General features: G+C 72.2%; 10 protein-coding genes. 8 read left to right on the forward strand and 2 right to left on the reverse strand.

Translation table 11 applies throughout. From position 1 onward, the window contains the following. The first annotated feature begins 73 nt into the window (after positions 1-73). Together BLU27_RS19520 and BLU27_RS19525 are read left to right on the forward strand one after the other, a co-directional pair. Positions 74-2,119: an APC family permease gene (locus BLU27_RS19520; RefSeq protein ID WP_092655112.1), complete on the forward strand. Its 2,046-nt coding sequence runs from the start codon at positions 74-76 to the stop codon at positions 2,117-2,119. Between the two features lie 84 nt (positions 2,120-2,203). Next, positions 2,204-3,145: an LLM class F420-dependent oxidoreductase gene (locus BLU27_RS19525; protein ID WP_092655113.1), complete on the forward strand. Its 942-nt coding sequence runs from the start codon at positions 2,204-2,206 to the stop codon at positions 3,143-3,145. Between the two features lie 26 nt (positions 3,146-3,171). Here the strand turns inward: BLU27_RS19525 and BLU27_RS19530 are convergent, their stop codons facing one another. Continuing rightward, complete coding sequence (locus BLU27_RS19530) at positions 3,172-3,705, reverse strand: CGNR zinc finger domain-containing protein (RefSeq protein WP_092655114.1); 534 nt, start codon at positions 3,703-3,705, stop codon at positions 3,172-3,174. Between the two features lie 25 nt (positions 3,706-3,730). On the opposite strand from BLU27_RS19530, the gene BLU27_RS19535 reads away from it, so the two are divergent. The 6 genes from BLU27_RS19535 (at position 3,731) to BLU27_RS19560 (ending at position 11,325) form a co-directional block, all read left to right on the forward strand. Further along, positions 3,731-4,018: a hypothetical protein gene (locus BLU27_RS19535; protein WP_092655115.1), complete on the forward strand. Its 288-nt coding sequence runs from the start codon at positions 3,731-3,733 to the stop codon at positions 4,016-4,018. Next, on the forward strand, positions 4,015-4,608 hold the full coding sequence (locus BLU27_RS19540) for a hypothetical protein (protein ID WP_092655116.1): 594 nt from the start codon (positions 4,015-4,017) through the stop codon (positions 4,606-4,608). The genes BLU27_RS19535 and BLU27_RS19540 overlap by 4 nt, the downstream gene beginning before the upstream one ends. Before the next feature lie 174 nt (positions 4,609-4,782). Next, a complete protein-coding gene (locus tag BLU27_RS19545; protein WP_092655117.1) occupies positions 4,783-5,562 on the forward strand; it encodes a YcnI family copper-binding membrane protein in 780 nt (259 codons plus the stop codon). A gap of 89 nt (positions 5,563-5,651) precedes the next feature. Beyond that, complete coding sequence (locus tag BLU27_RS19550) at positions 5,652-6,212, forward strand: copper resistance CopC family protein (protein WP_157728698.1); 561 nt, start codon at positions 5,652-5,654, stop codon at positions 6,210-6,212. A gap of 17 nt (positions 6,213-6,229) precedes the next feature. Next, positions 6,230-8,275: a bifunctional copper resistance protein CopD/cytochrome c oxidase assembly protein gene (locus BLU27_RS19555; RefSeq protein WP_157728700.1), complete on the forward strand. Its 2,046-nt coding sequence runs from the start codon at positions 6,230-6,232 to the stop codon at positions 8,273-8,275. A 242-nt stretch (positions 8,276-8,517) separates the two neighbouring features. Beyond that, positions 8,518-11,325: an aconitate hydratase gene (locus tag BLU27_RS19560; protein ID WP_092655120.1), complete on the forward strand. Its 2,808-nt coding sequence runs from the start codon at positions 8,518-8,520 to the stop codon at positions 11,323-11,325. Between the two features lie 117 nt (positions 11,326-11,442). On the opposite strand, the gene BLU27_RS19565 is transcribed toward BLU27_RS19560, so the two are convergent. Further along, positions 11,443-11,919, reverse strand: a complete 477-nt coding sequence (locus BLU27_RS19565) for a hypothetical protein (protein WP_092655121.1) — start codon at positions 11,917-11,919, stop codon at positions 11,443-11,445. Between the last annotated feature and the right edge of the window lie 96 nt (positions 11,920-12,015).

The raw sequence follows: 12,015 nt of genomic DNA on the forward strand, positions 1-12,015 counted from the left end.
GCGTGCCCGCCCGACCGGCGGGTGATCCAGGCGCAACGCGACCGGATCAGCCCGTACCTCTAGCATCCCTCCCGTGGGATTAGGTGATCTGGGCAAACGTCTGCTCGTCGGCCGGAAGCTCCGCAGCACCCAGCTGGGCGAGACACTGCTGCCGAAGCGGGTGGCCCTTCCGGTCTTCGCCAGTGACGCGTTGTCGTCCGTGGGCTACGCACCGGACGAGATCTTCATCACCCTCTCCGCGGCCGGCCTGGCCGCGTACGCCTTCTCGTGGAAGATCGGGATCGCGGTCGCCCTGGTCATGCTCGTGGTGGTGGCCTCCTATCGCCAGACGGTGCAGGCCTACCAGTCCGGCGGCGGCGACTACGAGGTCGCGAGCGTCAACCTCGGCCAGTCGGCCGGGCTCACCGTGGCAAGCGCGCTGCTGGTCGACTACGTGCTCACCGTGGCCGTGTCGATTTCCTCGGCCGCGCAGTACGCCGCGACCGCGATCGGGTCGCTGCAGGGCCACCAGACCATCGTGGCGGTGATCGCCACGTTGTTCCTGATGACGATGAACCTGCGCGGCATCCGCGAGTCCGGCACGGCCTTCGCCATCCCGACATACCTCTTCATGTTCGCCATCCTCGGGATGGCGGCCTGGGGCTTCGTCCGGCTGGCACTCGGCAATCTGCCGGAGGCGGAGAGTGCCAGTCTGCACGTCGCACCCGAACCCGGGTATGCCCATGGGCTGATGGGGCTCGCCGGGGTGTTCCTGATCCTGCGGGCGTTCGCCTCCGGAAGCGCGGCGCTCACCGGCGTGGAGGCGATCAGCAACGGCGTACCCGCGTTCCGCAAGCCGAAGGGCCGCAACGCCGCCACCACGTTGCTGATGCTGGCCGTGGTCGCGATCACGATGGGTGTCGGCGTCAACGTGCTGGCCAACCTCATGCACGTGCGGATGGCCGAGCGGCCTGCCACGCAACTGCTGCACGCGGACGGCACGCCGGTGGGGCCGCACTACCACCAGCCGCCGGTGATCAGTCAGCTGGCCGCCGGGATCTTCGACCACTTTCCGATCGGCTTCTACGTGGTCGCCGCAGTCACCGGCGTGATTCTGGTGCTGGCCGCCAACACCGCGTTCAACGGCTTTCCGGTTCTCGGCTCGATCCTCGGGCGGGACGGCTTCCTGCCCCGGCAGCTGCACACCCGCGGTGACCGGCTGGCGTACTCCAACGGCATCATCCTGCTGGCCGGCTTCGCGATCGTGCTGATCCTCGCGTTCCGTGCGGACGTCACCCGGCTGATCCAGCTCTACATCGTCGGCGTGTTCGTGTCGTTCACGGTCAGCCAGACCGGCATGCTGCGGCACTGGGGCAGGCTGCTGCGCACAGAACAGGACCCCACCGCCCGCGCCCGGATGCAACGCAGCCGGATGGTCAACGCGGTCGGCCTGGTGACCACCGGCCTGGTGCTGATCATCGTGCTGATCACGAAGTTCAGCCACGGGGCGTGGATCGCGCTGGCGGCGATGGCCGTGCTGTTCATGCTGATGAAGGGCATCCGCAAGCACTACGACCGGGTGGCCGCCGAGATCGCGATCGACACCGACGAGGATATGACGCTGCCGTCGAAGGTGCACGCGGTCGTGCTGGTGTCCAAGTTGCACCGGCCCAGCCTGCGGGCGATCGCGTTCGCCCGCGCGTCGCGCCCGGACGTACTGGAGGCGGTGACCGTCGACGTCGACCCGGAGGAGACCGCCCGGCTGGTGGACGAGTGGGACCACCGCGGGATCCCGGTGCCGCTGAAGGTGCTGGCCTCGCCGTACCGCGAGATCACCCGGCCGATCGTGGAGTACGCCCGAAGCATCCGCCGGGCCAGCCCGCGCGACATCGTGATGGTCTACATCCCGGAGTACGTCGTGGGCCGCTGGTGGGAGCAGTTGCTGCACAACCAGAGCGCCCTGCGGCTCAAGGGCCGGCTGCTGTTCACCCCGGGGGTGCTGGTGACCAGCGTGCCGTACCAGCTGCGGTCGTCGCGGATCGCCGCCCGGCGCGAGGACAGCCCGTGGCGGGCGCCGGGGCAGGTACGCCGGGGCGGGCCGGGACGCGCGGCGCGCGAGCGGACCGGCATCCGCCGCTGACGGCACCGACTGCACTGACAAGCGGCGACGGGCGCTGACCGCGCCGACCGGGTGGGGAGCCGGCGCGTCGGGAAGGATGCCGGCATGGACCTGCGCATCTTCACCGAACCCCAGCAGGGCGCGACGTACGACGACCAGCTCCGCCTCGCCCGTGCGGCGGAGGACTGCGGCTACGACGCGTTCTTCCGTTCCGACCACCTGCTCGCCATCGACGGCATGCCGACCGCCGGACCGGACGGACTGCCCGGTCCCACCGATGCGTGGACGACGCTGGCCGGCCTGGCCCGCGACACCACCCGGATCCGGCTGGGCACCCTGGTCTCGCCGGTGACCTTCCGGCCGCCGGGGTTGCTCGCCGTGCAGGTGGCGCAGGTGGACCAGATGTCCGGAGGCCGGGTCGAACTCGGGCTCGGCGCCGGTTGGTACGAGCGGGAGCACCGGGCGCTCGGACTGCCGTTCCCCTCCCGGCGGTTCGAGCTGTTCGCCGAGCAGCTCGCGATCCTCACCGGGCTGTGGTCGACGCCGGTGGGCGAGCGGTTCGGCTTCGAGGGCGAGCACTACCAGCTCACCGACGCGACCGGGCTGCCCAAGCCGGTCCAGTCGCCACACCCGCCGATCATCGTGGGCGGTGCCGGGCGCCGCCGTACGCCCGCACTGGCGGCGAAGTACGCCGCGGAGTTCAACCTCGGCTTCGCTCCTCCGGAGGAGATGGCGCCGGCGTATGAACGGGTCCGGTCGGTGTGCGCCGAACAGGGCCGCGACCCCGGCACGCTCCGGCTGTCGGCCGCGCTGACCGTGAGCTGCGGCCGCGACGACGCCGAGGTGGCCCGGCGGGCCGCGGCCGTCGGCCAGGACCCGGCGGCGCTGCGGGAACGCGGCCTGGCCGGTACGCCGGCGGAGCTGGTCGACCGGATCGGCACGTACGCCGAGCTCGGCGTGTCGAGGTTCTACCTCCAGCTGCTCGACCTCACCGACCTGGACCAGGTGGAGCTGATCGCGGAGCAGGTTGCCCCGCAGCTGCGCTGACCCGGGGCTCAGCGCACCGACCGGGCTCAGCGCACCGACCGGGCGCGGTGGTCTGCGACGCGCACCCGGTTGGCACACCGCAGCGAACAGAACCGCCGCCGGCCGTTGCGGGAGGTGTCCAGGAACACCGCACCGCACCCGTCCCGGTCGCAGCGCCCGAGCCGTTGCCCGGCGGCGTCGCAGACCACGTGCGCGAGGCCGGCGGCGGTCTGGGCGCGGACGCGGGTCACCACGTCCGGGTCCTCGGGGAAGTAGTGCAGGTGCGGTGGCCGGCCGCCGTGCCGGCTGACGAAAGGGCGGCTCGCGCCGAGGTCGAGCAGTTCGTTGACCAGGGCGACCTGGCGGTCCAGGTCGGGCTCGCCGTACGCCTGGTCCAGGTGGGCGGCCCAGGCGGCCAGGTCGCCGGCTTCGCGCCGGGTCAGCCGTCCGGGCTCGAGCTGGTGCGCGGCCAGGATCCGGGCCAGCGCTTCCGGGTCGGGCGGGCCGGCGGCCTCCCGGCACTGGTTGACCAGAGCGGTCGCCAGCCGGGCCGCCGATCCTCCGTAATGGTTGAAGTGCACAAGACCATGACAGCACGCTGGGGAGGTGCACGACCACGAGGGCTGTCCGACCTGCGGCTGGCCGGTAGCCGACCTGGGCGAACCGGGCGGAGCGGGCGAGTTGTTGTCCCGGCACGGCACGTCCGCGGGCACGGTGACGTACGTACGGTGCGTCTGCGGCGGCTTCCTCGTCCTGGTGACGGGAGCCGTCGCGGGCGGCGCCGGCTCCTGGCAGCCGGGCGAACAGGGCACTGGCCACCGGGGGGCCGCCACGCCGCTGGACGCACCTAGACTCTGGACCGACGTACTTCCGAGCGAACGGGACCGGTCGTGAGCCACCCCGGCAGTGGGCCGCCGCGGATCATCCGCGGCGCGTTGCTCGCGGGCTGTTGCACCGCCCTGGCGGTGCTGGGTCACGCCGGCGCGAGCGGCGATCCGCCGCCGGTGGCGGCGCTGGTGGCCGGCACGGTCGTCGTCGGCGCGGCGTTCGCGGTGCTCGCCGACCGGCGGCGAGCGTTCGGCCGGATCCTCGCGGCCGCCCTGGTGGCGCAGGCGGTCTTCCACGTCCTGTTCTCTCTCGCCTGTTCCCACGGGTACGAACTCACGACCGGAACCACTCTCACGTCCGGCTCGGTCGCCGGCGCGTTGGCGGAGGTGTCCCCAGGCCCGGTGATGGCCCTCGCCCACCTCGGCGCCGCCGTGGTGCTCGCGGCCCTGGCCACGGCCGGCGAGACGCTCGTGTGGGCGGCGTTCCACCTGTTCGGGCTGGTGCGCCTGCCCACCCTGACCCTGCCGGCCCCGGCAGGGGTGAACGTCACCCCCGCGCGCAACCACGACGACGATCTCCCGGGGGCCCGTGAGCTCCGGATCCGCCGAGCCCACCGGCGGCGAGGACCACCGGCCCCCATGCCGGCGCCGGCCTGAGCCACCGCCACATCCACCGCCATCCCCTTCAGCCTGCTCAGCACCGGCGGACGGGACGACGAGAGTGCGGACGGGCCGGGAGCCGACCGAGCCGCCGTCCTGTCGCCCATGTCGCCGCGCCGGGTACCCGACCGCTGGTACCGCATCCTGGCGCGGGTTTGCCGAAGGGTTCTCATGCACGCCAGACCGCTTCACCCCGTCCGTACCTCACGGTCGGTCCGCACGTCGCTGCGGCGCGCGGCCGTGGTCACCGGCACCGCCGCCGCTGCCCTGCTGCTGTCCGCCGGGATCGCCTCCGCTCACGTGACCGTCGATCCCGGCGAGGCCGGCCGGGGCGAGTACGCCAAGCTCACCTTCCGGGTGCCCAACGAGTCCGGCACCGCCTCGACCGTCCGGGTCCGGGTGAACTTCCCGGCGGCGACGCCGCTCCCGTCGGTCCGGGTGAAGCCGCACCCAGGCTGGACGGTGAAGGTGACCGAGTCCGAGCTTCCGCGGCCGGTCGACGTCGGTGACGTACGACTGGACCGCGCCGTCACCGCGGTCACCTGGACCGCCGCCGAGGGCTCCGCGATCGGGCCGGGGGAGTTCGACGAGTTCGACGTGTCGGTCGGCCCGCTGCCGGAGAAGACGTCCACGTCGTCGATGTCGTTCCCCACCGTCCAGACGTACGACGACAGGAAGGTCGTGCGCTGGGACCAGCCCCAGGCGCCGGGGGCCGCCGAGCCGGAGCATCCCGCTCCGACGCTCACGCTGGTCGCCGGCTCAGGCGGTCACCACGGCGTTGAGCCCGCAGCCGACTCCACCGCCGCATCGGCGGACCCCAGCGCCGCGTCGGCGGACTCCACCGCCCGCACGCTGGGGACGGCCGGACTGGCGGTCGGGATCCTCGGCCTGGCCGCCGCCGGGTACGCCGTGCTGGCCGTCCGCCGGCTCGGCCGGGGCGGGGCACGATGACCGGCGGGCCGGGGACGCTCGGCCGAACCAGCCCGGCCGGAGCGCCCGGAAGAGCGCGGGGTGCGAGAGCGCGGGGTGCCGGAGCGAGGGTGCTCGCCACCGCGCTGGTGCTCGCCGGGTGCCTGGGCCTGCAGGCCTGGTCGTCGGTTCCGGCGTTCGCCCACGCGGCGCTGGTCTCCAGCGACCCGAAGGACGGCGCGGTGCTCGACCGGCCACCGCGGCGGATCACGCTGGAGTTCGACGAGGCGATCTCCCGGAAGTTCGACTTCGTCGCGGTCAGCGGGCCCGGCGGCGCCACCTACCAGTCCGGCGGCGCGCGGGTGCTGGGTACCAAGGTGACCCAGCGGCTGGCCGACCTGGGCCCGGCCGGTACCTACCAGGTCGCCTGGCGGGTGGTGTCCGCCGACGGGCACCCGGTGTCGGGGACGCTGAGGTTCACCACCCGCACCGCCGGAGGAGGACACGCTATGCCGGCCACCACGAAGCCGGCGAAACCCGGCACGCGGTCCGCGGCGGGCAAGAAGAACTCCTCCGGTACGCCGTGGTGGCCGATCGGAGTGGCGGCGCTCGTGGTGGTCGCCGCCGGCAGCGGGCTGATCGCCGCCCGGCGGCGGCGCGACGGCGACCCGCCGTCACCGGGCGAGAGTTAGGTGGGGATGCTGTGAGCGTGACCGAACGTCGAGACGCCGGCAGCCGGCCGGTCCGGGGCGACAGCCGCCCGGGTCCGGCCGGCCACGTCCCCTGGGTCGCGGCCGCCTGGCTGCTGGCCGGGGTGGGCGTGCTCGTGATCGCCCTGGTGGTGGGCGGGGGACGGCCGAAGCCTGCCGCCCCGGGGCTGCCCGACCCGGGGATGCTGACCGGCTGGGGCCTGCCGATCGCCAAGCTGGCCATGGATCTCGCCGCGGTCGGCGCGGTGGGGTCGTTGTTGTTCGGGGTGCTGGCGCCCACGCGGGCCGGGGCGCTCGAACCCGCCGCCACCCGGGCGCTGCGCGGAGCGGCGACCTGTGCGTGGGCGTGGGCGGCAGCCGCCGCGCTGACCCTGATGTTCACCCTCTCGGACTTCCTCGGCATCCCGGTCACCCGCCTGGACTACCGGGACAACCTGGCCGGTTTCGTCGCCGAGGTGACCCAGGGCCGGTCGCTGGCGGTCGTCTTCCTGCTCGCGGTCATCCTGGCCGCCACCGCACGCGGCGTGCGTACGCTCAACGGCGTCGCCCTGCTGCTCGTGCTGGCGGTCACCGCCACGCTGCCGCCGGCACTGACCGGTCACTCCGCCTCCGCCGCCGACCACGACATCGCCACCTCCAGCCTGCTGGTGCACATCGTCGCGGTGACGCTGTGGGTCGGCGGCCTGGCCGGCCTGGCGGTGTACGGCCGGCGGGCGACCACACCCGCGCTGGGCAGTGCCGCCGGCCGGTACAGCGCGCTGGCCCTGTGGTGCTTCGCCGCCGCGGGCTTCTCCGGGCTGGTCAACGCGTGGGTACGCCTCGGCGGGATCGCTCCGCTGTTCACCTCGTCGTACGGCTGGCTGGTCCTCGGCAAGCTCGCCGCACTGGTCGCCCTCGGCTGGTTCGGCTGGTGGCACCGCCGCCGGACCCTGCCTGCCCTGGGACGGAAGACGCCTGGCGGTTTCCGCCGCTTCGCCGCAGTGGAGGCGACGGTGATGGCCGCCACGATCGGGCTGGCCGTCGCGCTGTCGCGCACCCCCACGCCGGTGCCGGAGGAGGCGGAGCGCCAGTCGACCGCGCAGGCCCTGATCGGCTGGGCCGTTCCGCCGTTCTCCTGGTCGCACGTGCTCACACTGTGGCGGCCGGACACGCTGGTGCTGGTCGCCGCGGCCACGGGCGTCGTCCTCTACCTGCGCGGGGTGTGGCGGCTGCGGACCCGGGACCTGCGCTGGCCGGTCGGGCGTACGGTCAGCTGGTTGTTCGGGGTGGCCGTCACCGTCTTCGTGTTGTGCTCGGGTGTGGCGACGTACGCACCGGCGATGTTCAGCGTGCACATGGCCCAGCACATGACGCTCACCATGCTCTCGCCGATCCTCCTGGCCATGGGCGCTCCGGTGACGCTGGCGCTGCGCGCCCTGCCGGCCGGCCGCCGCGGAGGCCGGGAGCAGAACCAGGGTCGGGGCATGCGCGAGTGGATCCTCACCGTGCTGCACAGCCGGGTGGCCCGGGTGATCACCCATCCTCTGGTGGCGCTGGCGTTGTACGTCCTGAGCCTGTACGCGTTCTACTTCACCGGGCTGTTCGCCGCGGCGATGAGCAACCACACCGGCCACCTGCTGATGACGTTCCACTTCCTGGCGGTCGGGTCGCTGTACTTCTGGCCGATCATCGGGCTGGACCCGATGCCACGCCGGCTGCCGCCGTTCGGCCGAATGCTGCTGTTGTTCGCGTCCATGCCGTTCCACGCGTTCTTCGGCGTGATCGTGATGACCACCACGACGGTGCTCGGCGCGGAGTGGTTCGCCGGCCTGCGGCTGCCGTGGCTGGACCCGCTGGCCGACCAGAACGTCGGCGGGGGGATCGCGTGGGCCGCGGCGGAGCTCCCGGTCCTCATCGTCCTCGGTGTGGTGTTCGCGCAGTGGGTGCGAGCCGACGCCCGGGAGGCGAAGCGGCTGGACCGGCGCGCCGACGCCGGTGACGACCGGCTTTCGGACTACAACGCGATGCTGGCCCGGCTGGCCGCCCGGGACGATTCCGGTCGCTGACCGAGGCTGCTGCCGCCGGTAGTCCGGCAGCTCGAGGGGACGGGTGGCGCCGGCTCGCCCGATCCGTGTATCTTGACGTCGAGATAATTACGATGGGGCCGGACCGCATCCGGACCCCGGCCGGTGCACCCGGAGCATCGGTGGGCAGGATGGCCGACGGGCCGACAACGCAGGATCGACCGGGACCTACCGGGACTCGGCCGGACTCTGCGGACAGATCCAACGGACAAGGGGAGAGGGCCATGGCGAGCGTCGACAGCTTCGGAGCCAAGGGACAGCTCGAGGTCGGTGAGGCGTCGTACGAGATCTACCGGCTCGCCGCCGTCGACAGCGCCGAGCGGCTGCCGTACAGCCTGAAGATCCTGCTGGAGAACCTCCTGCGCACCGAGGACGGCGCCAACATCACCGCCGACGACATCCGGGCACTCGCGCAGTGGGACGCGAACAGCGAACCCAGCAAGGAGATCCAGTTCACCCCGGCCCGGGTCATCATGCAGGACTTCACCGGCGTGCCCGCCGTGGTCGACCTGGCCACGATGCGTGAGGCGGTGCGCGACCTCGGCGGCGACCCGGCGCGGATCAACCCGCTGTCGCCGGCCGAGCTGGTCATCGACCACTCCGTCATCGCCGACGTGTTCGGTACGCCGGACGCGTTCGCCCGCAACGTCGAGATCGAGTACGAACGCAACAAGGAGCGCTACCAGTTCCTGCGCTGGGGCCAGGGTGCCTTCGACGACTTCCGGGTCGTGCCGCCGGGCACCGGCATCGTGCACCAGGTCAACATCGAGCACCTCGCCCGGGTGGTCTTCGGCCGCGAGGTCGACGGCTCCCGGCAGGCCTACCCCGACACCTGCGTCGGCACCGACTCCCACACCACGATGGTCAACGGCCTCGGCGTCGTCGGCTGGGGCGTGGGCGGCATCGAGGCCGAGGCGGCCATGCTCGGCCAGCCGGTGTCGATGCTCATCCCGCGCGTGGTCGGCTTCAAGCTGAACGGCGAGCTCCCCGAGGGCGCCACCGCCACCGACCTGGTGCTCACCATCACCGAGATGCTGCGCAAGCACGGCGTGGTCGGGAAGTTCGTGGAGTTCTACGGCCCGGGTGTGGGAGCGGTCCCGCTCGCCAACCGCGCCACCATCGGCAACATGTCCCCGGAGTACGGCTCCACGATCGCGGTGTTCCCGATCGACGAGGAGACCGTGCGCTACCTGCGGTTGACAGGCCGTCCGGACGAGCAGGTCGCACTGGTCGAGGCGTACGCCAAGGAGCAGGGCCTGTGGCACGAGCCCGAGCGCGAGGCCGCCTACTCCGAGTACCTCGAGCTCGACCTTTCCACGGTCGTCCCGTCCATCGCCGGGCCGAAGCGGCCGCAGGACCGGGTGAGCCTCAGCGACGCCAAGCAGGTCTTCCGCGGCGTGCTCACCGACTACGTCGCCGCCGCGCCGAAGACGAACGGCGACGAGAAGGGTTACGACGAGGCGTCCGCGGAGTCCTTCCCGGCCAGCGACGCGCCCTCCTTCAGCGGTGACAACCACGCCGACCAGCCGGCGGGCTACGCCTCGGCCGCCCGCGGAGCGAACGGGCGGCCGACCGCGCCGACCCGGGTCACCCTCGCCGACGGCACCGAGTGCGAGCTCGACCACGGCGCTGTGGTGATCGCCGCGATCACCTCCTGCACCAACACCTCCAACCCGTCGGTGATGGTGGGTGCGGCACTGCTGGCCAAGAAGGCGGTCGAGCGCGGCCTGAACCGCAAGCCCTGGGTCAAGACCACCCTGGCGCCGGGTTCGAAGGTCGTCATGGACTACTACGAGCGGGCCGGTCTCACGCCGTACCTCGACAAGCTCGGCTTCAACCTGGTCGGCTACGGCTGCACCACCTGCATCGGCAACTCCGGCCCGCTCATCCCCGAGGTGAGCCAGGCCGTCAACGACGCCGACCTCACCGCGGTGTCGGTCCTGTCCGGCAACCGCAACTTCGAGGGCCGCATCAACCCCGACGTGAAGATGAACTACCTCGCGTCCCCCCCGCTGGTGGTGGCGTACGCCCTCGCCGGCAGCATGGACGTCGACCTCCGCACCGAGCCGCTCGGGCAGGACAGCGACGGCAACGACGTGTTCCTCGCCGACATCTGGCCGTCGGAGCACGAGGTCGAGGAGGTCGTCGCCGGCGCGATCGCCAGCGAGATGTTCACCCGCGACTACGCCGACGTGTTCGCCGGCGACGAGCAGTGGCAGGGCCTGCCCACCCCCGAGGGCGACCTGTTCGCGTGGGACGAGCAGTCCACCTACGTGCGCAAGCCGCCGTACTTCGAGGGGATGTCCGCCGAGCCCACGCCGGTGCGCGACATCACCGGTGCGCGGGTGCTGGCCAAGCTGGGCGACTCGGTGACCACCGACCACATCTCCCCGGCGGGCTCGATCAAGAAGGACAGCCCTGCTGGTGCGTACCTTCTGGACAACGGCGTGCAGTTCCGCGACTTCAACTCCTACGGTTCGCGGCGCGGCAACCACGAGGTGATGATCCGCGGCACGTTCGCCAACATCCGGTTGCGCAACCAGCTGGCGCCGGGCACCGAGGGCGGCTTCACCCGTGACTTCACCGCGGGCGGCGAGGTCACCACGATCTACGACGCCTCCATGCACTACCAGGAGGCCGGCACGCCGCTGATCATCCTTGCCGGCAAGGAGTACGGCTCGGGTTCGTCCCGCGACTGGGCGGCCAAGGGCACCGCGCTGCTCGGTGTCAAGGCGGTGTTGGCGGAGTCGTACGAGCGGATCCACCGGTCCAACCTCATCGGCATGGGTGTGCTGCCGCTGCAGTACGCCCACGGTGAGTCGGCCGAGTCGCTCGGCCTCACCGGCGAGGAGACCTTCGACGTGGTGGGGATCGAGGCGCTCAACGAGGGGGAGACCCCGCGTGAGCTGACCGTGCGCGCGGACGGCCGGGAGTTCCGTGCCGTCGTACGCATCGACACCCCGGGTGAGGCCGACTACTTCCGGCACGGCGGGATCATGCAGTACGTCCTGCGGTCCCTGCTCGCCCACTGAGGCAGACGCCCGGGTGGTGCCCCGTCGCCCCCGTCCCACGTTGTCGTGGGCACGGGGGCGACGTCGCGTTCGGGTGCCGGTTGCGAGCCGGTAGCTGCGCGCCGGCAGTGGTACGCGTCAGGCGGCCTCGTAGGCCTGGGTGGGATAGTCACCGGCCTCCTCGTCGGTGGCGGCCCGCCGGCGCAGGGCCGAGGCGCCGATCAGCACCAGGACCAGCCCGCCGAGCGCGATCCACGCGCCGGGCTGCGCGTCGGCCACCCGGAACTGTGCCGCCCCGTCGGCGAAGGCGACCCTGCCCACCCACAGCCCCACGGTGGCGAGGCCGAGCAGGAACGACAACCACAACAGCACCCGCACCAGCAGCAGGGCGCCCAGGACGCCGATCGCTCCGGCGACCGCCAGCGGAGCGGCCATCGACGTCCAGTAGTTCAGGGTCTGGCCGGCCAGGTCGTTGACCGCTGGCCGGGTGAGGAGTTCCTGCAGGCGCACCTGCTGCGGCGAGCGATTTCCGATCCAGTCGAAATAGGCGCCGCTCGCGATCGCGATGGCTCCGATGGTGGCGAGTACCGCCGCCCGAGGACGAACGATTGTCATGGCCGGACCTCCAGCGTCGTACCGATCCCCGTGTGGCTGCCCCCCGCGACTTTCGACTGAGCAACCTACCCCAAACTGGGCCGCCGGTGGGGAACG

It is taken from the genome of Actinopolymorpha singaporensis (assembly GCF_900104745.1).
In the GTDB taxonomy this organism is placed as follows: domain Bacteria; phylum Actinomycetota; class Actinomycetes; order Propionibacteriales; family Actinopolymorphaceae; genus Actinopolymorpha; species Actinopolymorpha singaporensis.